This window comes from Actinotalea endophytica, from assembly GCF_025717005.1.
Lineage (GTDB): Bacteria > Actinomycetota > Actinomycetes > Actinomycetales > Cellulomonadaceae > Actinotalea.
Genome location: NZ_JAOVZU010000004.1, coordinates 94,505 through 117,132, shown reverse-complemented (window position 1 = coordinate 117,132; position 22,628 = coordinate 94,505). Strand labels below are relative to the sequence as shown.

20 protein-coding genes are annotated in these 22,628 nt (G+C 72.9%); 16 read left to right on the top strand and 4 right to left on the bottom strand.

Annotated features, from left to right (window positions below; translation table 11 throughout):
- Positions 1–43: 43 nt before the first annotated feature.
- The 10 genes from OEB99_RS08180 (at position 44) to OEB99_RS08135 (ending at position 12,386) form a co-directional block, all read left to right on the top strand.
- Positions 44–2,131, top strand: coding sequence for an NAD(P)/FAD-dependent oxidoreductase (locus OEB99_RS08180; RefSeq protein WP_263509542.1), 2,088 nt, complete (start codon positions 44–46; stop codon positions 2,129–2,131).
- Between the two features lie 13 nt (positions 2,132–2,144).
- Positions 2,145–2,915 (top strand): enoyl-CoA hydratase/isomerase family protein, encoded by a 771-nt coding sequence (locus OEB99_RS08175; RefSeq protein WP_263509541.1) that lies wholly within the window; start codon positions 2,145–2,147, stop codon positions 2,913–2,915.
- A gap of 107 nt (positions 2,916–3,022) precedes the next feature.
- Positions 3,023–5,605, top strand: a complete 2,583-nt coding sequence (locus OEB99_RS08170; RefSeq protein ID WP_263509540.1) for an AMP-binding protein — start codon at positions 3,023–3,025, stop codon at positions 5,603–5,605.
- The gene (locus tag OEB99_RS08165) at positions 5,605–6,759 is read left to right on the top strand and encodes an acyl-CoA dehydrogenase (protein WP_263509539.1); all 1,155 of its coding nucleotides are present in this window, start codon (positions 5,605–5,607) and stop codon (positions 6,757–6,759) included. Before OEB99_RS08170 ends, OEB99_RS08165 begins: the two co-directional genes overlap by 1 nt.
- Positions 6,760–6,812: 53 nt before the next feature.
- Positions 6,813–7,595, top strand: coding sequence for a TIGR03084 family metal-binding protein (locus OEB99_RS08160; protein ID WP_263509538.1), 783 nt, complete (start codon positions 6,813–6,815; stop codon positions 7,593–7,595).
- A 174-nt stretch (positions 7,596–7,769) separates the two neighbouring features.
- Positions 7,770–9,038: an MFS transporter gene (locus OEB99_RS08155; RefSeq protein ID WP_263509537.1), complete on the top strand. Its 1,269-nt coding sequence runs from the start codon at positions 7,770–7,772 to the stop codon at positions 9,036–9,038.
- Between the two features lie 78 nt (positions 9,039–9,116).
- Complete coding sequence (locus OEB99_RS08150; protein ID WP_263509536.1) at positions 9,117–9,881, top strand: electron transfer flavoprotein subunit beta/FixA family protein; 765 nt, start codon at positions 9,117–9,119, stop codon at positions 9,879–9,881.
- A 17-nt stretch (positions 9,882–9,898) separates the two neighbouring features.
- Positions 9,899–10,804, top strand: a complete 906-nt coding sequence (locus OEB99_RS08145) for an electron transfer flavoprotein subunit alpha/FixB family protein (RefSeq protein ID WP_263509535.1) — start codon at positions 9,899–9,901, stop codon at positions 10,802–10,804.
- Entirely contained in the window at positions 10,801–12,090 is a 1,290-nt protein-coding gene (locus OEB99_RS08140) for an FAD-dependent oxidoreductase (RefSeq protein ID WP_263509534.1), read from the top strand. The genes OEB99_RS08145 and OEB99_RS08140 overlap by 4 nt, the downstream gene beginning before the upstream one ends.
- Positions 12,087–12,386, top strand: coding sequence for a ferredoxin family protein (locus tag OEB99_RS08135; protein WP_263509533.1), 300 nt, complete (start codon positions 12,087–12,089; stop codon positions 12,384–12,386). Before OEB99_RS08140 ends, OEB99_RS08135 begins: the two co-directional genes overlap by 4 nt.
- A 12-nt stretch (positions 12,387–12,398) precedes the next feature.
- On the opposite strand, the gene OEB99_RS08130 is transcribed toward OEB99_RS08135, so the two are convergent.
- Positions 12,399–13,412: a LacI family DNA-binding transcriptional regulator gene (locus tag OEB99_RS08130; RefSeq protein WP_263509532.1), complete on the bottom strand. Its 1,014-nt coding sequence runs from the start codon at positions 13,410–13,412 to the stop codon at positions 12,399–12,401.
- Between the two features lie 197 nt (positions 13,413–13,609).
- On the opposite strand from OEB99_RS08130, the gene OEB99_RS08125 reads away from it, so the two are divergent.
- The 3 genes from OEB99_RS08125 to OEB99_RS08115 all read left to right on the top strand — a co-directional run bounded on the left by OEB99_RS08125 (position 13,610) and on the right by OEB99_RS08115 (position 17,105).
- On the top strand, positions 13,610–14,278 hold the full coding sequence (locus tag OEB99_RS08125; RefSeq protein ID WP_263509781.1) for a fructose-6-phosphate aldolase: 669 nt from the start codon (positions 13,610–13,612) through the stop codon (positions 14,276–14,278).
- 155 nt (positions 14,279–14,433) lie between these two features.
- On the top strand, positions 14,434–16,029 hold the full coding sequence (locus OEB99_RS08120) for a methyl-accepting chemotaxis protein (RefSeq protein WP_263509531.1): 1,596 nt from the start codon (positions 14,434–14,436) through the stop codon (positions 16,027–16,029).
- Between the two features lie 26 nt (positions 16,030–16,055).
- A complete protein-coding gene (locus OEB99_RS08115) occupies positions 16,056–17,105 on the top strand; it encodes an LLM class F420-dependent oxidoreductase (protein WP_263509530.1) in 1,050 nt (349 codons plus the stop codon).
- A 3-nt stretch (positions 17,106–17,108) separates the two neighbouring features.
- Here the strand turns inward: OEB99_RS08115 and OEB99_RS08110 are convergent, their stop codons facing one another.
- Positions 17,109–17,858 (bottom strand): TetR/AcrR family transcriptional regulator, encoded by a 750-nt coding sequence (locus OEB99_RS08110; protein ID WP_263509529.1) that lies wholly within the window; start codon positions 17,856–17,858, stop codon positions 17,109–17,111.
- A gap of 89 nt (positions 17,859–17,947) precedes the next feature.
- On the opposite strand from OEB99_RS08110, the gene OEB99_RS08105 reads away from it, so the two are divergent.
- The 3 genes from OEB99_RS08105 (at position 17,948) to OEB99_RS08095 (ending at position 20,164) form a co-directional block, all read left to right on the top strand.
- On the top strand, positions 17,948–18,673 hold the full coding sequence (locus tag OEB99_RS08105) for a DUF4386 domain-containing protein (protein ID WP_263509528.1): 726 nt from the start codon (positions 17,948–17,950) through the stop codon (positions 18,671–18,673).
- Positions 18,674–18,798: 125 nt separating this feature from the next.
- Entirely contained in the window at positions 18,799–19,275 is a 477-nt protein-coding gene (locus tag OEB99_RS08100; protein ID WP_263509527.1) for a rhodanese-like domain-containing protein, read from the top strand.
- A gap of 10 nt (positions 19,276–19,285) precedes the next feature.
- The gene (locus tag OEB99_RS08095; RefSeq protein ID WP_263509526.1) at positions 19,286–20,164 is read left to right on the top strand and encodes an aldo/keto reductase; all 879 of its coding nucleotides are present in this window, start codon (positions 19,286–19,288) and stop codon (positions 20,162–20,164) included.
- A 57-nt stretch (positions 20,165–20,221) separates the two neighbouring features.
- On the opposite strand, the gene OEB99_RS08090 is transcribed toward OEB99_RS08095, so the two are convergent.
- Together OEB99_RS08090 and mgrA are read right to left on the bottom strand one after the other, a co-directional pair.
- A complete protein-coding gene (locus tag OEB99_RS08090; RefSeq protein ID WP_263509525.1) occupies positions 20,222–21,481 on the bottom strand; it encodes a cation:proton antiporter domain-containing protein in 1,260 nt (419 codons plus the stop codon).
- Between the two features lie 24 nt (positions 21,482–21,505).
- Complete coding sequence (gene mgrA / locus OEB99_RS08085; RefSeq protein ID WP_263509524.1) at positions 21,506–22,546, bottom strand: L-glyceraldehyde 3-phosphate reductase; 1,041 nt, start codon at positions 22,544–22,546, stop codon at positions 21,506–21,508.
- Between the last annotated feature and the right edge of the window lie 82 nt (positions 22,547–22,628).

The following is a 22,628-nucleotide window of genomic DNA, read 5'->3' as shown; positions in this document are numbered from 1 at the left end:
CGCACGCGCCGACCGGCGGGTCCGACGAGAGGTGCCTCGACCCATGGGCAGCCAGTTCCCGATCCTGTCGTCCCCGATCCAGGTCGGCGGCGTCGTCCTGAAGAACCGGATGATGACGACGTCGATGTCGCCCGGCGTTGGCTACGTCGACGAGAACTCCCGCCCGACGACGCGGTTCCTCAACTACCTCGAGCAGCGCGCGGCCGGGCAGACCGCCCTGATCTGCCAGACGGTCAGCCCGCACGAGCGGCCCGAGGGCTTCCGCGGTCACCACCGCCTGCCCGGCGCGTACGACGAGTCGTGCCTGGACCACCTCGGGTCGATGGCGCGGGTCGTGCACGACCACGGCGGCCTGCTCGTCGGTCAGCCGTACTTCGTCCACGAGTGGAAGTCCACCGCGCAGGAGGAGGAGACCGACTGGGGTCCGTCGGACATCTCGATCCTGCCGATGATGGGCCCGTTCAAGGCGATGACGCTCGAGCACATCGAGATCTTCAAGCGCCAGTTCGTGGACTGCGCCGTGATCCTCAAGGACGCCGGCTGGGACGGCGTGGAGGTGATGGCGGGTGTCGGAGGCATCCTCAACCGCTTCCTCTCGCCGGCCACCAACAACCGCACCGACCGGTACGGGGGCAGCCTGGAGAACCGGGTCCGGCTCACCGTCGAGGTGATCGAGGAGATCCGCGCCGCGGTCGGACCGGACTACCCGATCCTGGTGCGCTGGTCCCCGGTCGACTACGTGAAGAGCCCGATCGGCGAGGGCCACACCATCGAGCAGGCGCTCGAGGTGGTGCCCTACCTCGAGGCGGCCGGTGCCGACCTGCACAACCTCGCGGTCGGCTGGCACGAGACGAGCATCCCGCTGACCACCAAGCAGATCGCGGACGGCCACTGGTCCTGGATCTCCGAGAAGATCAAGACCGTCGCCACCAAGCCGGTCGTCACGGCCTACCGGGAGACCGACCCGGAGGTCATGGAGAGCGTGCTGCGCGAGGGCAAGGCCGACGTCATCGGCGGCCTGCGCTACTCGATCGCGGACCCGGCCTTCCCGCGCAAGGTCATGGAGGACCGGCCCGAGGACATCGCGATGTGCATCTGCTGCAACCGGTGCATCGACGACGTGGTCTCCAAGGGGCTCCCTCTGGAGCGCTGCGCGGTGAACCCGCGCCTCGGCGCCGAGCTGGACGAGCTCGAGGTACCGCGCACGACCAGTCGCAAGAAGGTCCTGGTCGCGGGCTCCGGCCCGGCCGGGCTCTCGGCCGCGTTCACGGCCGCCGAGCGCGGGCACGACGTGGTCGTCTACGAGGCCGGCCCGCGGGTCGGCGGGTCGACCAAGATGAGCGCGATCTTCAGCCCGATGCACGAGCGGCTGCTCCGGTACTACAGGACCAAGCTCGCCAAGCACCCCGAGGTCAAGGTCGTGCTGCGCACCCCGGTGACGCCCGAGCTGGTGCGCCGGGTGAAGCCGGACGCCGTGGTCGTGGCGATCGGCGGCGAGCCCAAGGGGATCGACGTGCCGGGCGCCGACGGCCCGAACGTGGTCACGTCGCACGACTTCCTGCAGATGCTCAACTCGACCCCGCCGCGCAAGCAGCGCCTGCTCGACCGGCTGCTGTGGACCGCCGGGGCGACGTTCCTGCGCTTCTACTACACGCCGGGCTTCGCGCGGCGAGTGACGAGGCTCAGCCCGTGGCCGCTGTCCCGGTCGCTCGCGATCATCGGCGGCGGGCTGCCCGGCTGCGAGCTCGGCGAGCTCGCGATGCACTCCGGGCGGACCACCACGATCGTCGAAGAAGGCAAGCGGATCGCCTACGACGTGAGCGCGAGCGAACGATTCCACGTGCGCAAGGACTTCAAGGAAGCGGCGAACGTGACCACCTACCAGTCGACCACCGTGACGAGGATCACGCCGGACGGGCTCGTCGGGGTGCAGCACGGGCCCGAGGGTGAGACGGAGGTCCGGGTATCTGCCCGCACCGTTGCCGTCACGCTGGGGTTCGAGGCGAACCGTGGCCTGTACGAGGCGCTGAGCGCCGCCGGGGTCGAGGTCCACGAGGCCGGCGACTGCGCCGACCCGGGCCGGATCGCCGACGCGACCAAGGCCGGCTACCGCGCCGCGGTCGCGATCTGAGCGGAGGAGAGCTGTGCAGCACGTGACGTTGACCCGGCGCGAGGACGGCGTGGCCGTCGTGGTCCTCGACCAGCCGGAGAAGAAGAACGCGATCAGCGCGCCGATGATGGACCGGTTGTGCGACCTGCTCGAGGAGGCCGACGCCGATCCCGAGGTGCGGGTCGTCGTGCTGCGCGGCGCCGGTGACGTGTTCTCCAGCGGCGGCGACCTCTCGCAGGGTGGACCGGACGGCCCGACGGTCGAGCAGGGGCGCTCGCAGCTGCGCCGCTACCTGCGGGCGATCCGCACGGTCCGCCGGATCGGCACCCCGGTGATCGCGATGGTCGACGGCTACGCGGTCGGTGGCGCGTTCAGCCTGGTGCTCGCCTGCGACCTGGTGTGCGTGTCGGACCGCGCCCGCGCGATCCCGGCGTTCTGCGCGCTGGGCATCGTCCCCGAGATGGGCATCATGAAGCTGCTGCCCGAGCTGGTCGGCGAGAAGGCGGCCAAGGAGATCCTCTTCACCAACCGGACCCTGTACGGCGAGGACCTCGCCCGGATGGGTGTCGCCAACCGGGTGCTCGCGCCCGAGCTGCTGTGGGAGGGCACGCTCGAGCTCGCGCTCGCCGTCGCGGCGATGCCCGCGCTCGGCATCCAGGTCACCAAGGGGATCATGAACGGGTCGGCCGACGTCGGCCTGGACGCGGTCCTCGAGGCCGAGTCCACCGCCTCGCCGTTCTGCGCGCAGACCGCCGAGCACAAGGAGCTCGCGGCACGGTTCCGGGCGGGGCGTCAGTCACGATGACCCCGTCCACGACAACGGCTCCGCAGCTGGGGGGCGGAGGCGTCGTCGCGCCGGACGGTGCCGGGGCGTGGAGCGCGACGGGGCCGGCCGCCGGCACGCAGCCGACCATGCACCTGCTCGGGTCGACGGTCGAGCCGTTCCTGCGAGCGGCCGCCGCCCACCCCGAGCGCCTCGCGATCGTGCACGGGGGCGTCGAGCTGGACTACGCCACGGTGCGTGCCGAGATCGAGCACCTCGCCGCGACGTTGCACGGCCTCGGCGTGCGGGCGGGGGACCGGGTCGCCTACCTGCTGCCGAACGGGGCGCCGCTGATCGAGGTGTACTACGCGATCCAGTGGCTCGGCGCTGCGGCCGTCCCGATCAACGTGCGGTCGATCGCGCGCGAGGTCACCGACGTGGTGCGGGAGAGCGGTGCGCGGGTGCTGGTGCACGCCGCGTGCTGTGCCGCGGTGGTCGACGACGCCGACCTCGACGGCACCACCGTGGTGTGCGCCGACGAGGTGACGGGTGGCACGTGTCCCACCGACCGCGCTGCGGTGGGCCCGGTGCCGCCGGTCGTGCACGACGCGGCCGCCGTCGCGAGGATCCAGCACACCGGTGGGAGCACCGGCCGGCCCAAGGGCGTCGAGCGCACCCACGCTGCCGACCTGGTCGAGGTCGAGGGCATCCTCGCCTCGAACGGGCTCGCGGACGACGCGAGCAAGGTGGTGCTCATCCAGTGCCCGATGGACCACCACGGCGGGCACTCGTGGTTCACGATGGCGTTCGCGGCCGGCGCGACCGTCGTGGTCTGCACGTCCTTCGACGCGGCCGCGATCCTCGCCGAGATCGAGCGGCACCGGGTCAGCTACATGATCCTGCTGCCGCCGACCACCTACACGCGGCTGATGGCGCACCCCGACGTCGCGACCCGTGACCTCAGCTCGGTGCGGCTCGTCCAGTCGTCCGCCGGGGGCACCAGCCGGCAGATGATCCGAGACGTCCACCGGTGGTTCCCGAACGCCCGGCTCAACTACGGCTGGGGCCAGACCGAGAGCGGGCTCGGCACGACGCTCGTGCTCACCGCGGAGATGGCCAGCCGAGACGTGCCGCGGGCCGCGAGCATCGGCCGGCCGATGCCGTTCCTCGAGCTCCGCGTGGTCGACGAGGACGGCCGTGAGGTGCCGGACGGCGTGGTCGGCGAGGGCGCGGTGCGCTCGTTGGCGACGATGCGTGGCTACCACGGCCGGCCGGACCTCACCGAGCAGGCCCTGACGCCGGACCGCTGGCTGCGCACCGGCGACATGATGGTCAAGGACGCCGAGGGGTACGTGTACCTGAGGTCCCGCAAGCGCGACATGATCAAGTCCGGGGGCGAGAACGTCTTCGTCGGCGAGGTCGAGGCCGCCGTGCGCGAGCACCCCGCGGTCGCCGACTGCCTGGTCTACGGCGTGCCGGACAGCTGCTTCGGCGAGGCGGTGGCCGTCGCCGTCGAGCTGCGGGCCGGGGCGTCGCTCACGCTCGACGAGCTGCAGGAGTTCTGCAAGGAACGGCTCGCGAGCTTCAAGAAGCCCAGGTCGATGGAGCTGCTCGACGCGCTGGGCCGCGACGACGCCGGGAAGGTCGACAAGGCCGCCGTGGTGCGCCGGTGCCGGGCCGCCGCCGCGGTGCGCGCCTCGCTCGTCGACCACCCCGACGTCGAGCCGCTGATCACCCGGGTGGTCGCGGCGCCGGAGGTCGTCCGGATCGAGGTGCCGAACCCGCCCGGCCTGGAGCCGGCGACGAGCTGCTACCTGCTGCGCGGCACCGAGCGCAGCCTGCTCGTCGACCCGGGCTCGGACACTCCCGTCGGACACGGCGTGCTGCTGCGCGCGCTCGAGCACCTCGGTGTGGACGCCGACCGGATCGACGTGCTGCTCACCCACGAGCACGCCGATCACGCCGGTCTCGCCCACCTCGTCGGGACCGGTGGCCGGGTGCTGCTCGGCGCGGCCGGCGCGGCGTACCTGCACGAGCTCGCCAGGGGCGAGGTGCAGCGTGCGGTGCGGCGGCGCTACCGGGCCGAGGGCTTCGGGCCGCAGGACGCCGACGAGTTCGCCGCGACGGTCCGCCGGGCCACGCCGGAGACGGTGCTCGAGCACCCCGTGCTCGAGCTCTCGGACGGCGACGAGATCGACCTGGGCGGCGTTCGCTGGGTGGTCGTCGCCGTGCCCGGTCACACGCCCGGCCACATCTGCCTGCACCAGCCGCAGGCGGGTGTCCTGCTGACCGGCGACCACCTGCTGTTCCACATCACGCCGCCGGTGATGCTGACCGGGAGCGACGGCGCGCTCGGCGACCACCTCGCCTCGCTGCGCCGGGTCGCCGCGCTCGGCGCGCGCACGGTCCTGCCCGGGCACGGCCCGGGCGGCGACGCCACGGCGCGGGCCGCGGCGCTGATCGAGCACCACGAGCTGCGGCTCGAGCAGACCCGGGACCTCGTCGTCCACGGCTTGGCCGGCACCGGGGCCCAGGTGGCCGCGGGGCTGCCGTTCCAGGCGGGCGTGTGGGCGGACCGGTCACCCGGGTTGCGCTGGCTCACCGCGGGCCACGCGCTCGCCTACCTCGACCACCTCGTCCACCGCGGCGCGCTCCGGCGCGTGCAGACGGACGGGCTGCACCACTACGTCGACGGCGCCGCCGCCGACCCCGACACGAAGGGCAGGACCTGATGGACTTCAGCCTCACCGACGAGCAGGAGCTGCTGCTCGAGAGCCTGCGTGAGCTGCTCGAGCGCTCGTGCTCCGAGGAGTACATGAAGGAGTGCAACGAGCAGCACCGCTACCCCGAGGAGCTCGTCGAGGCTCTCATCGAGAGCGGGTTCGGCATGCTCGGGGTCCCCGAGGAGTACGGCGGCACACCGGTCGACACCGTGACGCTGATGCTGGTCGCCGAGGAGATCTGCAAGCAGGGCGGCCCGCACTTCGTGTTCGGCCAGGCGCTGTCGATCGCCGACATGGTCGAGTTCGGCAACGACGAGCAGCGCGAGCAGTGCATGGCCGAGGTGATGGCCGGCAAGCCCGGGTTCGTGCTCGGCTTCACCGAGCCGCAGGCGGGGTCGGACTCCTCGGCGATCGCGACGACGTTCACCCGGCGGGACGGCAAGGTCTACATCAACGGCCACAAGACGTTCATGAGCAACGCGCTGCGCGCGAAGTACATGCTCTGCCTGGCCCGTGACGCCGAGGCGGCGGGCGACGCCGGCAAGAAGGCCGCCTTCACCATGTGGTGGGTCCCGATGGACAGCCCGGGCGTCACGGTCGAGCCGCTGTCCAAGATCGGCTGGCACATGATGGACACCTGCGAGGTCTACCTCGAGAACGTCGAGATCGAGGAGAAGGACCTGGTCGGCGTCGAGGGCGCGGGCTTCATGCAGCTGATGGCGAACTTCGAGGTCGAGCGGCTGCTGATGGCGGCCTCGATGCTCGGCATGGCCGAGTGCGCGTTCGGCGACGCGGCCCGGTACGCGACCCAGCGGGTCCAGTTCGGCCGCACGATCGGGAGCTTCCAGCTGATCCAGGAGAAGATCACGATGATGAAGCTCAAGATCGAGAACATGCGGAACCTGGTGATGCGGACCGCGTGGAAGATCGACAACGGCGAGAGCGTCCAGGTCGACTCGGCGCTGGCCAAGCTCTACTGCGCGCAGTCCTGCAACGAGGTCATCGACGACGCGATGCAGATCCTCGGCGGGATCGGCTACACCACCGACGCGCGGGTCTCCCGCCTCTGGCTGGACGCCCGCGTGCAGCGGATCGGTGGCGGCACCGACGAGGTCATGATCCACATCGCCGGCCGCACGATCCTCAAGGACTACGCGGTCTGACGACCCCGCCCGCCGGCCCGCGCGTCGGGGCGGCGTCGAGACAGGAGCACATCATGGAACGGGTCGTCACCGACCTCATCGCAGAGCAGGCCCAGGTGGACACGCTGGTCGGCGAGCTCGCCGAGGACCAGTGGAGCGCGCCGGCCGCGACCTGCGACTGGACGTTCAAGGAGGAGCTCGCGCACATCGCCGCCTATGACTGGGCCGCGATCGAGCTGATGAAGGGCAACGGTGAATCGGTCAACGAGCTTGCTGATGCGCACTTCGGGCTCGACGAGTCGTACAGCGCGACGGCCTACCTCGATCGCACCGGGACGCAGCTGCTGGACTGGTGGCGCGAGGTGCGCTGCCGGCTCGCGGTGGCCTTCCTGGACAACGACCCGAAGGCCCGGGTCCCGTGGGCGGCCGGTGCGCCGCCGATGTCGGTGCGTTCGCTCGCCACCGCGCGGCTCATGGAGCTGTGGGCTCACTCGGTGGACCTGTACGACGCGCTGGGCCTGGAGCCGCTGGTCACCGACCGGATCGCCCACACGCTCTTCCTGACCTGGCAGGCCAGGCCGCACGCCTACCGGATCAACGGCCTCGAGCTGCCGGACACCCCGGTGCGGCTCGAGCTCACCCTGCCGTCCGGTGCGCCGTGGGTGCGTGGTCCGGAGGACGCGGTGGACCGGATCGTCGGGACCGCGCGGGACTGGGCGCTGGTCGGCGTGCGGCGCCGGCGCTGGCAGGACACCGACCTGGCGGTCACGGGTGACGAGGCGCGGCGGTACGCCGACGTCGTCCAGGCGTTCGCGGGCGAGGCGGCGACCCCGCCCGCGCGCACCCCGGTCGCCTGAAATGCACCACTCCGTGATCGTGAAAGAAATGTCAGGACAGAGGTCCCGCTAAACCGGTTTTGAAGCCGGGATATGTTTTTCTCGGCCGGCCGGACCGACCACGGTCCGGCCGGCCAGGCCCAGGATCTGCCCCCGAGCGCGCCGTGCGCGCCGGACTCGAGGAGAGGAGCGCCGGTGTCCACCGTCGACGTCCGTCCCACCACCACCCGCGTCCACCGCGCCTGGTGGGTGCTCGTCGCTTGCTGCCTGATGTTCGGCGGCATCGTGGGAGTGATCGGCAACTCGGCCGGCATCTACCTCAAGCCGGTCAGCGAGGAGCTCGGCGTCAGCCTGGCCGCCCTGAACGGCTACATGACGGTGGTCGCGCTGGTGATGACCGCGACGCTGCCGATCGCCGGCTGGGTGCTGCCGCGGTTCAAGGTGCAGGTCGTGCTCGCGGTGGCGCTCACGCTCGGCACCGGGACGTACGCGGCGAGCGCGCTGTTCACCTCGCTCACCCACTGGTACATCGCGGCCGTCGCGCTCGGCATCAGCTTCGGCTTCCTGCTCTACGTGCCGATCCCGCTGCTGGTCAACAACTGGTTCCGGCGGCGCAACGGCCTCGCGATCGGCCTCACCGCCGCGTTCGCGAGCCTCGTCGCGGCGTTCGTCAACCCGATCGGCGGCGCACTGATCGACTCGATCGGCTGGCGCGAGACCCGGGCGATCATGGGCGGCATCGGCTTCCTGATGTCGGTGCCCGCGGTGCTCCTGCTGATCCGGTACTCGCCGGAGCAGGTCGGCCTGAAGCCGTACGGTGCGGAGGCCGAGGAGGAGGCGGAGGCCTCGGGGGCGGGGTCCGCGACGGCCCCGGTCTCGACGTTCTCGCTGCGCCAGGCGGTGCGCATGCCGCAGTTCTGGATGGTCATGGTGCTCGCGGGGCTGTTCGCCCTCGGTGCCTCGATGCTCCAGCAGACCCCGAGCCATGCGTCCGCGGTGGGCATCGCCTCCGCCACGGGTGCCGCCGGTGTCTCGGCGATCATGATCGGCGGCATCGTCGGCAAGCTCGGGCTGGGCTGGTTGCACGACCGCGTCGGCGTCGTCGCGACCACGATGGTCTCCACGGCGCTCGGTGTGGCCGGCGCCGCGACCGTGATCACCAGCGGTGACCAGGTCACCGGCTTCCTGGCCGGATGCTTCATCTTCGGCGGCGCCTACGCCGGCCTGGTCGTGGTGCCGCCGCTCACCGTGCGGCACTTCTTCGGCATCGCCGACTACAGCCGGATCTACTCGCTGGTCACGTTCTCGCTCGGGGCGTTCTCCGCCCTGGCGCCGATCCTGTACGCGAGCATCTACGACCGCACCGGGTCGTTCAACGGCGCCTGGGTCGTGGCAGCCGGCTCGTACGTCCTGATCGCGGTGCTCATGCTCGTGGTCAACGCGATCTCCCGCCGTCGCACCTGACGCCGTCCCGTTCCGTCCACATCCGTCCGGCCCGCGTCCGCACGCGGGAGGACCCCGTACGCCCTGAAGGAGCCTGAGATGACCGTCGTCGTCGCCCACAAGTGGGCGCCCAACCCGCAGGAAGCCACCGTCGCGCCCGGCGGCACGGTCGACCTGAGCCGGGCCAAGCCCGCGGTCAGCGAGTACGACCCGGTCGCGATCGAGGTCGGCCGCCGCCTCGCCGACGCCTGGGGCTGCGAGCTGGTCGGCGTGAGCGTGGGCGGACCCGAGATCGCCGCGCCGATGGCCCGCAAGGCCGCGCTGTCGCGCGGGCTGGACCGGCTCGTGGTCGTCGCGGACGAGCGGCTGTCCGGTGCGGGAGCGACACCCACCGCGGTCGCGCTCGCCCAGGCGGTCGGTGAGGTCGAGGACGTGCGCGTCGTGCTCGCCGGTGACTCCTCGGTCGACGAGGGCGCCCACCTGGTCCCGTCGGTGCTCGCCGGTCTGCTCGGCTGGCCGAGCCTCGCCGAGGTCGCCGACGTGACCGCCGACGGCGGCGCCCTGGTCGTCGAGCGCGCGCAGGGGAGTGGGAGCCAGGTCGTCCGGGTCGACGGGCCTGCGGTGCTCGCGGTCGCGGCCGACGCCGCGGTGCCCCGGGTCGCCGGCATGAAGGACATCCTCGCCGCGGGCAAGAAGCCCGTGGTCGAGCTGCCGCTGGCCGGCGAGCTCCCGGCGCAGCCCGAGGTGGTCGGCCGCGCGCCCGTACCGCTGGCCGAGCGCGGCCGGCGCCGCATCGACACCACCGACCCTGACGCCGCCGCACGCGAGCTGGTCGCCGCCCTGCGCGCCGACGGCGTGCTCTGAGCCCTCGGAGGAGAGACATGACCACCACCTGGATCATCGTGGACGAGCCCGGCGTGGCCGGGCTGCTGGACACCGCACGGAACCTCGGTCGCCCGACCGCGGCCGTGGTCGTCGGACCGCATGAGCTCGCGGCCTCGACGGCCACGGCCGGGGTCGACCGCTGCCTCTGGCTCGGCGAGACCGGGGACGCCCCGGTCGAGGCCTTCGCCACCGCGGTCGCGGCGGTCGTCGCGGACGGCGCGCCCGGCGTCGTGCTCGCCGCGGCCCGCCCTTCGGCCCGCGCGCTGGTCGGCGCGGTCGCCGCCACCCTGCGTGCGCCGGCGATGGTCGGCGCCGTCGGCGTCGAGACGGACGGCGACACGGTCCTGGTCGAGCGCGAGGTGCTCGGCGGGATCGCGCGCCGCACCGAGCGCTGCGACGGCCCGGTCTGCCTGGTCGTCGACGGTGGCGGCGTGCCCGAGCCGGGTGCCGCCGTGCCGGTCGAGGAGGTCACCGCCGAGGCCCTCGCCGTGAGGGTCGTGGAGAACCGCCCGTCCTCGGCGCCCCAGGTCGACCTGGCCGGCGCCCGGCGCGTGGTCGCGGTCGGGCGGGGCCTGAAGGCCAAGGAGGACCTGGCCCTCGTGGACCGGCTCGCCGAGGCGATGGGTGCTGCCGTCGCGTGCTCGAGGCCGGTCGCCGAGGGGTCGGGCTTCCTGCCCAAGGACCGCTACGTCGGTGTCTCCGGGCGCACCCTGACGCCGGACGTGTACCTCGCCCTGGGGATCTCCGGGCAGGTGCAGCACACCGTCGGGATCCGCGGCGCCGGCACGATCGTCGCGGTCAACACCGACGCCGACGCGCCCTTCATGAAGGAGTGCGACTACGCCGTGGTCGGCGACCTGTACACCTTCGTCCCTGCGCTCGCGGCGGCGCTGCAGTCATGAGCGAGCCCGACTTCGACGTCGCCGTCGTCGGCGCCGGCCCGGCCGGCTGCGTGACGGCGTACCTGCTCGCGCAGCAGGGGCACTCGGTGGTCCTGGTCGAGCGTGGCGAGGCGCCCGGTGCCAAGAACCTGTCCGGTGGGGTGCTGTACGGCCGGGTGCTCGAGCAGGTGTTCCCGGACTTCGCCGCCGCGGCGCCGGTCGAGCGGCGCGTGGTGCGTAACGCGGTCACGTTCCTCACCTCGACCGGTGCCGTCGGCGTGGACCTCACCTCCGACCGGCTCGACGGCAACGCGTACACCGTGCTCCGCGCACGGTTCGACGCCTGGCTGGCCGAGCGGTGCGAGGAGGCGGGCGTGTTCCTGATGCCCGGCGTCCGCGTGGACCGGTTGCTCACCTCGCCGTCCGGTGCGGTGACCGGGCTGGTCGCCGGCGACGACGAGCTCAGCGCGCGGGTCGTGGTCGCCGCGGACGGCGTGAACTCGTTCCTGGCGCGCGGCCTCGGGCTGCGTCCCAAGCCCGCGCAGAACCAGCTCGCGGTCGGCGTCAAGGCCGTCGTGTCGCTGCCCAGGGAGACGATCGACGACCGGTTCGGCCTGGTCGGCGACGAGGGTGCGGCGCTGGCGATGGTCGGGGAGGCGACCGGTGGGATCGGCGGCGGCGGGTTCCTGTACACGAACGCCACGTCGCTGTCCGTCGGTGTCGTGCTGCGCCTGGACGACCTCGCTGCGTCGGGCGCATCCGCGTCCGACGTGTTCGACCGGTACTGCGAGCACCCCGCGGTGCAGCGCTACCTGCGCGGCGGCGAGGTGCTCGAGTACGGCTCGCACCTGGTCGCCGAGGGCGGGCTCGGGATGCTCGGCACGGTCGCCACGGACGGGCTCGTCGTGGTCGGCGACGCGGCCGGGCTCACCATCAACTCGGGCCTGACGGTCCGGGGGATGGACCTCGCGATCGGCTCTGCGATCGCCGCGGCCGGTGGGATCGGCGACGCGCTCGACGCCGGCGACACCTCGGCGGCCGGGCTGGCCGGGTACCGGGAGCGGCTGATGGCCGGCTTCGTCGGCAAGGACCTCACCACCTACGCGAAGGCGCCGGCGTTCCTCGAGCGGCCCCGCATGTACCGCGACTACGGACCCGTCCTGGAGGACGTCATGGTCAGAGCGTTCGACCTGGACACCACGCCCCGCAAGCACCTGGCCTCGGTCGCGTGGGACGCGCTGCGCACCTCCCCGGTGGGGATGCTCGACCTCGCGTCCGACCTGTGGGCGGGGGTGCGGGCGCTGTGAGCGGCGCGCTCCAGGTCGGTTCGGTCCCCGAACGGCTCGCGCACAACCGGTACGCGCTCGACGAGGACGAGTCGCACATCGTCGTCGACCAGGACGTGGTCCGGTCGACCGGCTGTGCCGGCGTGATCGCCCGGTGCTGCCCGGCGCACGTCTACACCGAGCTGCCGGACGGCGGTCTCGGCGTGGAGTACGCGGCGTGCCTCGAGTGCGGCACGTGCCTCGCGGTCGCCCCCGAGGGCGCGCTGTCCTGGCACTACCCTCGCGGGGGCTTCGGGGTCTCGTTCCGCGAGGGCTGAGCCCGCGCGGCCTCAGGCGGGCGCCGGGCCGGTGCTGCCGCGCACCTGCAGCTGCGGCGTCGGCGCCTGCACGGACGTGGGGGTGTCGCCGGCGAGCAGGTCCAGCAGCAGGCGGACCGCTCGGGCGCCCGCGGCGCGGCCGTCGTGGTCGAGCGACGTGAGCGGCGGGTGGAGCAGCTCGCCGATCCCGCTGGTGTCCCAGGCGACGACCGAGAGGTCCTCGGGCACCGAGAGCCCGAGCCCACGGATCGTCGCCAGCCCCGCGACGGCCTTGAGGTCGCTCTCGAACAGCACGGCGGTGGGCCGGTGGGGGTCGGCGAGCAGGTCCGGTACGGCCTCCGGGCACTCGGGCCGCGTGCTCTCCGGGCGGAGCTCGACGACGTCGATGCCGGCCGCCGCGCAGGAGTCCTCGAACGCCGCGCAGCGCGCCGCGGCGTGCGCCAGGAGCGCGCGGTCGCCGACCCGGGCGACCTGGCGGTGGCCGAGCGAGGCGAGGTGCTCGACGATCTGGTCGGCGGCGGCGCGCTCGTCGGTCCACACGCTCGGCACGCCGTCGGCGTAGCGCGGGTCGCCGAGCACGACCGCGGGCAGGTCCAGCGCGCGCAGCGCGTGCGGGCGGTCGTCGTCCACCCGCAGGTCGATGACGACCAGGCCGTCGACCCGCCGGCCGTGGGCCCACTCGCGGTAGGTCGCGAGCTCGGCCTCGTGACCTTGCACGACGTGGATCAGCAGCGACGTCTCGTGCGACATGAGCTCGTCCTGCACGCCCTCGAGGTAGTGCTGGATGAGCGGCTCGATGCCGTGCAGGCGCGGTGGCCGGTTCATCACGAGGCCGATGCTGTGGCTGCGGCCGTCGGAGAGCGCCTTGGCTGCCGCGTTGGGCACCCAGCCGAGGTCGGCCGCGGCCTGGAGCACGCGCTCCCTGGTCGCCTCGGAGACCCCCGGGCGGCCGTTGAGGGCGAACGACACCGCGCCCTTGGACACGCCCGCGAGGCGGGCGACGTCCGTGATCGTGACGCGACGCACGTGCTCTCTCCTTCGAGGGTTGAATCGGTTTAGTGCATCATCCCACCACTGCCGGTCCCGGCGACGTCCAAGGGTCCCGGCGAGTTGGGCCGGAGGTCCGTGACCGGCTCGGGGTCGCTCGTCTATCATGGGATGTATCCGGCACCAACGGGGCTGCGCCATCGCACGACCGCTCAAGGAGCGCCCCCGTGGAGTACATGTTCGACACCACCAACCTCGCCGACATCGAGCGGTTCGGCGAGGTCTTCCCGTACACCGGGGTCACGTCGAACCCGACCATCCTCAAGCGTGACGGCCAGCGCGAGGTGCTCGCCACCTTCCGCGAGATCCGCCGCATCATCGGTGCCGAGCGGAGCCTGCACGTCCAGGTCGTGGCGACCGACCGCGACGACATGGTCAAGGAGGCCGAGACCATCCTGCGCAAGGTCGACGAGGCGGTCTACGTCAAGGTGCCGACCACCGAGGAGGGTCTCGCCGCGATGCAGATCCTCAAGCGCCAGGGCGTCGGCGTCACCGCGACCGCGGTGTACACCAAGCTCCAGGGGTTCATGGCGATCGCGGCCGGCGCCGACTTCATCGCGCCGTACTACAACCGGGTCGCGAACCTCGACGTGAACGCGCGCGAGCTGATCGGGTCGCTCGCGGAGATGATCGACCGGCACGGCTCGGCGACCAAGATCCTCGCGGCGAGCTTCTCGAGCATCGCGCAGGTGAACGCCGCGCTGATGAGCGGCGCGCACGTGGTGACCGTCGCACCCCGCCTGCTGCACGACGCGTACTCGTCCGCGACCCTCGAGCGCGCCGTGGCGGACTTCGCCGACGACTGGCGCCAGGTGGCGGGCGACACCAGCATCGCCGCGCTCTGAGCCGCCCGTCGCCCGCCCGTCGGGCCTCGCCCGCGCCGGCCCGCCGAGCGCGGTTCTGCGCCGAACCGATCAACGGCTCACAGCTCCCGCATGGCTGCCGATCGTGAAGGTCGACTCGTCCTCGACCGCGATCCGACAGCCCCCCAGGAGCAACGATGCGCCGCTTCACCCTTCGATCGATCAAGGGGCAGCTGCTGCTCCTCGTCGCCAGTGGCCTCGTCGGCCTCGTGGTGCTGTCGCTGCTGTCGGCACAGCAGCTGCGCGCCACGATGCTCGCCGAGCGGGAGATGACGCTGCAGTCGGTCGTCCAGGAGGGCGTGGCGACCATGGCGATGTACGAGGAGCAGGCGCAGGCCGGTGACATCACCGAGGCCGAGGCGCAGCAGCGCGCCCTCGAGGCGCTCGGGGCGCAGCGGTTCGACCCCAACGGCTACCTGTTCGGGTACGACACGGAGGGCACCTGCGTCCTGCTGCCGACGAAGCCGGAGCGGGTCGGCCAGAACTTCCTCGCCGAGGTCGACGACAACGGCACCCCGTTCATCCAGGAGATCGTCACGGCCGGGCAGCAGCCCGGTGGCGGCTTCACCGAGTACTGGTTCCCGAAGCCGGACGCCGACGCGGCGTCCCCGAAGCTGGCCTACTCCCTCGTCTTCGAGCCGTGGGGCTGGGTGATCGGGACCGGCGCGTACATCGACGACATCCAGACCGCCGCGACCGCGGCGCTGTGGCACCAGCTGGCGTTCCAGGCGCTCCCCGTGGTGCTCGTGCTGATCCTCGTCGGCCTGCTGATCTCGCGGCACGTCGAGCGCTCGATCCGCAACGTGACGCGCACCCTCGAGAACGGCGACCTGTCGACCCGTCTGGACGAGGGCGCCGGCCGGACCGAGCTCGAGCAGCTCGCGAAGGCGCTCAACGGCACGCTCGACACGGTCAGCGAGGTCGTGCGCGGCGTGATCGCGGTGAGCGGCGAGCTGGACGAGGGCGCCCGGGCGCTCGACGCGGCGAGCCAGGACATCGCCCAGATCGCGCAGGACGCGTCCGAGCGTGCCCGCCAGGGCACCGAGGCCGCCGAGTCGCTGACCCGCAGCTTCGCCGCGCTGGTCGAGAGCTCGTCGCAGATGGACGTGGCCGTGCGGGAGATCGCGACCAACGCGAGCGATGCGACGCGCGTCGCGGCCGACGCGGTCGGCGTGGCCGGCACGGCCGGCGAGACGATCCGGCGGCTCGGCAGCTCGTCCGCCGAGATCGGCGAGGTGGTGCGGGTCATCACGACGATCGCCGAGCAGACCAAGCTGCTGGCACTGAACGCGACCATCGAGTCGGCCCGGGCCGGCGAGAACGGCAAGGGCTTCGCGGTCGTGGCAACCGAGGTCAAGGACCTCGCGCAGGGCACCGCCGAGGCGTCCGACGACATCGTCCGCCGGATCGAGTCCCTGGTCGGTGACACCACGTCCGCCGTGAGCTCGGTCGAGTCGATCGCCGAGATCATCGCGAGCATCAACAGCTACCAGGTGTCGATCGCGGGCGCGATCGAGGAGCAGACCGCGACCACGAGCGAGATCGACAGCGTCGTGGGGCTGGCCGCCGAGGACGGCCGCCGGGTGTCCGCCCTGATGCAGGACGTGTCCGACCAGGCGTCGCGCACCGAGACCGGGCTCACGCCGGTGCGGAACTACGCCGCGCGGCTCGTCGCGGCGTCGGACCAGCTCAAGTCCGCGGTCGCGGTCTTCCAGGGCGTCGACCGGGCCTGAGCCGCAGCGGTCGCTACGTTGACCGCATGCGACTGGGTCTGGTCCTGGACTACTCCGACGACTTCGCACCGGCGGTCGACCTGGTCCGTGAGGCGGAGCGGGTCGGTGCCGACCTCGTGCAGGTCGCCGAGGCGTACTCGTTCGACGCGGTCAGCCGGCTCGGCTACCTCGCCGCGGTGACCTCCCGGGTGCGCCTGGGCAGCGCGATCCTGTCGGTCTACACGCGCACCGCCTCGGCGCTCGCGATGACCGCTGCGGGCCTGGACGACGTCTCCGGTGGTCGGTTCGAGCTCGGGATCGGGGCGTCCGGTCCGCAGGTCGTCGAAGGCTTCCACGGGGTTCCGTTCACCGCGCCCCTCACGCGCGTGACCGAGACCGTCGAGGTGTGCCGCGCGGTCTGGCGCCGCGAGCGGGTGTCGTTCGCCGGGCGTCAGGTCCAGGTGCCGTTGCCGGCCGGCCGTGGGACCGGGCTCGGCAAGCCGATCGCGCTGGTCAACCACCCGCGACGATCGCGCATCCCGGTCTCGATCGCCGCGCTGACGCCGCGGTCGGTGGCCCGGACGGCCGAGATCGCCGAGGGCTGGATGCCCGCGTTCTGGTGGCCCGAGCGGGCCGAGGAGGCGTTCGGCGCCGCGCTCGCGGAGGGTCGGGCGACGCGCGCGCCGGAGCTGGGCCCGCTCGACGTGCAGGTCTCGGTGCCGTTGCTGATCGGCTCGGGCCCGGTGGTGGCGCAGGCGCTGGCCGCGCACCGTCGCCGGCTCGCGCTGTACCTCGGCGGCATGGGCGCGCGGGGCGCCAACTTCTACGCGGACCTGGCCGCTCGGTACGGCTACGCCGAGCAGGCCGAGCAGGTCCAGGATCGCTACCTGGCCGGGGACCGGGACGGTGCGGCGGGAGCGGTCCCGGACGAGCTCGTGGCGGGCACGGCACTGATCGGGGACGTGGCGCACGTCGCCGAGCGGCTGAGCGCGTACGCCGCGTCGGGTGTCACGACGTTGTCCGTGCACCCGTCGGCGGCGGACCTGGCCGGGAAGGTCGCGGACCTCGAGGTGCTGCGGCGGATGCTCGACGCCTGAGCGTCACGAGGCGGGCGTCCACCCCTCCCGGTGGCGCCGTTCGATCCCGTCCAGCAGCAGGTCCAGGGCGAACTCGAACTCGGCCTGGTCGTCGCAGCCGGCCCCGACGGTCGAGGTCGCGTCGTGGCCCGCCCCCGCGGCCGACTCGACGATGTTCGGCCAGCGCGCGGCCATCGCCGCGACGAGCTGAGCCCGCTGCGCCGGGTCCTCGGGCGGCGGCGCCGACGGGAAGACCTCCTGGGTGAACCCCCAGACCCGGCTGCCGAGCGCGTGCATCGCGTGGTGGGCGAGCGGAACCGACAGACCTCCCGAGCGGAGGGTCGCGAGCACCGAGTCGAGGTGGTCGAGCACGCGCGGGGTCGGGGCCGGTCGGGACTCGATGACCGCGGGCGCCCAGGGGTGTCGCAGGAGGGCTCGCCGGGCCGAGAGCACCTGGCGGCGCAGCGAGGCCTTCCAGTCCTCGTCGCGCCGGGCCGGCTCGATCTCACCGACCACCGCCTCGACCATGCCGTCGAGCAGCTCGTCCTTGTTCGCGACGTGCTTGTACAGCGCCATCGGCACGACGCCGAGCCCCGCGGCGAGGCTGCGCATGCTCACGGCGTCGATGCCGGCCGTGTCGGCGAGGTCGACGGCGGCGCGCAGCACGATGTCGCGGTTCAGGCGGGCGCGGCCGGCGGGTGTGGCGGCAGCGGTGCCGGCGGGAGTGCGGCCGGGCGGGTCGCCGGGGCGGCTGCCGGTTCCGGTGGTGGGCATCACTGCTCCGGGTTGACGGGTGTACGGCGTCCACCTTAGCCTTCCGAGGACGTGGTGTACGCCGTACACCTGAAGGTGAGGAGATCCCGATGTCACCGTCCCGCAGAACCGCAGCACTCGCCGGTGCCCTCTACTTCGTCACGCACGTGACCTCGGTGGCAGCGGTGGCGCTCTACGGCCCGATGCGGTCCGACCCGGGCTGGGTGCTCGGCGACGCGTCCGCCACGCCGGTCGTGCTCGGCGCGATGCTCGACGTCATGCTCGCCCTCGCGGTGGTCGGGACGGCGGTGGCCCTGTACCCCCTGGTGCGTCGGGTCAGCGCGCGCGGCGCCCTGGGCTACGTGGCGCTGCGCACCCTCGAGGCGTGCGGCATCGTCCTCGGCGCGGTCGCCGTGCTCGCGCTCGTCGCGGTGCGCGGGCTCGGGCTCGAGCCCGCCGTCCTGGCGGGGGTCGGGGGCGCGCTCGTGGCGGTCTACACCAAGGCGTTCTTCATCGGCCCGAGCCTGGTCGTGGTCGTCCACTCGCTGCTGCTCGCCGTGGTGCTGTACCGCCACCGGTCGGTGCCGCGGTGGATCCCCGTGCTCTCGTTCGTCGGTGCGCCGCTCGTGCTGGTCTCCAACCTGCTGGTCCAGGCCGGGGTGTACGGCTACGACTCACCCTGGGCCCCGCTGTCGGCCCTGCCGCTGTTCGCGTGGGAGATCTCGCTCGCGCTCCGGCTGATCCTCCGTGGCCTGGACGTGCCGGCGCAGGTCGTCGACCCCCTCACCCGCGGGGCAGCGCCGGCCGTGCCGCACCCCGCTGCGGTGCCGGCCTGAGACCGGTCCGCCTTCCCGGCCCGGGCCCGCGGTGCGATCCTGACCGGATGACCGCGGTCCCGCGGACCGGAGGCGCGGCTCGACCTCGCCGGGCGAGCCGCGGTCCGAGGCTGCGGGCGCGCGGCATGGCAGGTCGTGGCCGGGCCGGGCACGGGGTGGTCGGGCACGGGGTGGTCGGGCACGGCCGCGCGATCGACGAGATCCTCGCCGATGCCCGGGCGGGCCTCGACCGGCTCGACCCGCGCACCGCCGCGGCGCTGCTGGCCGAGGGGCGGATCGTGCTGGTCGACACCAGGCCGCAGCACCAGCGGGACTCCGGTGGCGAGGTGCCGGGCGCCGTGGTGATCGACCGCAACGTGCTCGAGTGGCGGCTCGACCCGAGGGCGCCGTCCCGGCTGCCGATCGCTCGCTTCGACCTGCCCGTGGCCGTCCTGTGCGCCCAGGGCTACAGCTCGAGCCTCGCCGCCGCGAGCCTGCGAGCACTCGGTCTGGCCCGCGCCACCGACGTGATCGGCGGCTTCGAGGCGTGGCTCGCAGCCGGTCTCCCGGTCAGGCGGCGGCAGCCGGCGAACTCGCCTGCGGCGGGGCCGTCCGGCTCCTAGGGTGCTGACCATGACACCCCGCACGCTCGGCCCGTTTCAGGTCTCCCCGATCGGCCTCGGCTGCATGCCGATGTCCATGAACAACGACAAGGTGTACCCGGACGAGGCCGACGCCGTCGCGACGATCCACGCCGCCCTGGACGCCGGCGTCACGCTGCTGGACACGGCCGACGTGTACGCGCCGACCTGGGACACGTTCGGCCACAACGAGCTGCTCGTCGCCAAGGCCCTCAAGGCCTACGGCCCGCTGCCGGACGGGCTCGTCGTCGCGACCAAGGGCGGGATCACGCGCGGCCCCGGCGAGACCTGGGGCCGGGACGGCTCGATGGCCTACCTGCGCTCCGCGGTCGAGGCCTCGTTGCGCCGGCTCGACGTCGAGGTGATCGACCTCTACCAGTGGCACCGGCCGGACCGGTCGCTGGACTACGGCGAGGTCGTCGGGAACTTCAAGACCCTGGCCGACGAGGGCAAGGTCCGGTGCGTCGGGATCTCGAACGCCAACCTCGACGAGATCCGGATCGCGCAGGACGTGCTCGGCCCGGGCGGCCTGGTCAGCGTGCAGAACGAGTTCTCGCCGAGCCACCGTCAGTCCGAGGACGAGCTCCGCTACTGCGTCTCCCAGCAGATCGCGTTCCTGCCGTGGAGCCCGCTCGGCGGCACCGGTGGCGGCGCGCGGGACGTCGGCTCCCGGTTCGGCGTGTTCGCCGAGATCGCGGCCGGGCACGGGGTGAGCCCGCAGCAGGTGGTGCTCGCCTGGGAGCTCAGCCTCTCCGAGCACGTCATCCCGATCCCCGGGGCGCGGCGCGCGAGCTCGATCGTGGACTCCGCAGCGGCTGCGGACCTCGTGCTCAGCGCGGACGAGCTCGCGCGCTGCAGCGCCGCCGGCTGACCCGGGCTCCCGCGAACGGACCCGCTGAGCCGCCCGGAGTCGCCCGGAGCCGGACGCTCAACGTTGGCGCGTCATCCGGGACCGGGTGCGGGGTGCTGCGGCTTCGCGGATCTCGCCGGCGGGCTGCACCCGGGTGGTCCACGCCCCGTACCGCTGCGCCCAGGGGTCGGCGGTCGTCCCGTGCAGCACCACGCTCATCAGCACCGTGAGGGCGATCACCCCGACCACGGTCGCGCGCTGGTCGTCCGCGTCGAGCTCGGTCAGCGCGATGAGCGCGAACACCAGGGACGCGAGGCCGCGCGGGCCGAACCAGCCGATGAACGCGACCGTGGGTGGCCGGAAGCCGGCGCCGAGCAGGCTCAGCGCCACCGGGACCATCCGGATCACGGTCAGGGACAGCACGGCGAACAGCACGCTGCGCCAGTCCAACGACTCGGTCGCGGTCGCGAGCACGAGGCCGAAGGAGAACCAGACCGCGAACGTCAGCAGGTCGGCGGCGGACTCGGTGAGCGCCAGCAGGTCCTCGTCGTCGCCCAGGCGGGGGGTCGCGGAGGCGAACGCCGTCCCCGCGACGAAGGCCGCGATGAAGCCGTTCCCGTGCAGCACCCCGCTGCCCGCGTACGCGACGATCGGCAGCGCGAGCGCGGCCGTCGCGCGCGCCGCACCGGTGCTCCACCCGTGCGCGGCCGACCCCTGCACCGCGCGACCGCCGACCAGCCCCACGGCGGCGCCGACGAGCAGGGCGATCGCGATCTCGGTCAGGGCGTCCAGCACCAGGTGCTGGTCGTTGATCGCGTGCTCGAGGTCGAGGCTCGCGGCGATCGCGAACAGCACGACCGGTGTCGCGAGGCCGTCGTTCAGCCCGCTCTCCACGTTGAGCAGGCGCCGCACCCGCACCGGGACCACCGGGTTGAGCACCGTCGCCGCGCCCAGGCCGGCGTCGGTGGGTGCCAGGGCCGACGCGAGGAGCAGCGCCATCGGCCAGCTGAGCTCGGGGAGCAGGCCGCGGACCACCAGGTAGCCGACGCCGATCGTCAGGGGCAGCCCGACCAGCAGCAGACGCAGCTCGAGCCCGCGCTCACGGCCGATCTCCTTGGGCCGGACCTGGGCCGCGTCGTGGAAGAGCACCAGGGCCAGTGCCGACTCGGCGACCACCCGGGTGGGTTCGCCGGCCGTGCCCGCGTCGACCACGACGCCGGTCAGCAGCCCGGCCCCGACGAACGCGATCGGCGTGGTCAGGTACAGCCGCGCGAGCCGCCGGGACGCGAGGGTGATCGCGACCACGAGGGTCGCGAACACTGCCGCGAGCACACCCACCGCGCACCCCCGCCGAGCAGCCGGTCAGCCCGTCGCGCCGAGCCGGAACGGTGCCCACAGGTCGATGCCGGAGTCCACCGCGTGCTGGTCGATCCGGGCGAGCTCGTCATCGGTGAGCGTGAGGTTCTCCAGCGCCCCGAGGTTCTGCTCGAGCTGGGCCACGCTGCTCGCGCCGAGCACGAGCGAGGTGACGCGTTCGTCGCGCAGCGCCCAGGCGAGCGCGAGCTGGGCGAGGCTCTGGCCGCGGTCCGCCGCGATCTCGTTCAGCGCACGGACGCGGGCCATCGCGTCGGTGGACAGCAGCGCGGTGGGCAGCGACGAGTGCTCGGCAGCACGCGAGTCGGCCGGCACCCCGTTCAGGTACCGGTCGGTGAGCATGCCCTGGGCCAGTGGCGAGAAGGCGATGCAGCCCGCGCCGACCTCCTCGAGCGCGTCGAGCAGGCCGTCCTCCTCGACCCACCGGTTCAGCATCGAGTACGACGGCTGGTGGATGAGCAGCGGGGTGCCGAGGTCCGCGAGGATCGAGGCGGCCCGGCGGGTGTCGGCCGCCGAGTAGGACGAGATGCCGACGTAGAGCGCCTTGCCGGAGCGCACGGCGTGGTCGAGCGCCCCCATGGTCTCCTCGAGCGGGGTCGAGGCGTCGAACCGGTGGGAGTAGAAGATGTCCACGTAGTCCAGACCCATCCGGCGCAGCGACTGGTCGAGGCTGGCGAGCAGGTACTTGCGTGACCCGCCGCCCTGGCCGTAGGGACCCGGCCACATGTCGTAGCCGGCCTTGGTCGAGATCACCAGCTCGTCACGGTGCGCCGCGAAGTCCGCGCGCAGGATCTGCCCGACGTTCGTCTCGGCGGAGCCGTACGGCGGTCCGTAGTTGTTCGCGAGATCCAGGTGCGTGACGCCGCGGTCGAACGCGGTGCGGATGATCGCGCGCTGGGTCTCCAGCGGCCGGTCGCCGCCGAAGTTGTGCCACAGCCCGAGCGACAGCACGGGCAGGTCGAGCCCCGAGCGGCCGGTGCGGCGGTAGGTCATCGTGTCGTAGCGGTCGGCGGCGGGGGAGTAGGTCACGGTGGCTCCTCGCTTGCTGCTCTGCGGGACGTGGTCGGCGCTCGCGACCGGGCGTCCCTGCCATCGTGGCACCGCACCGGGT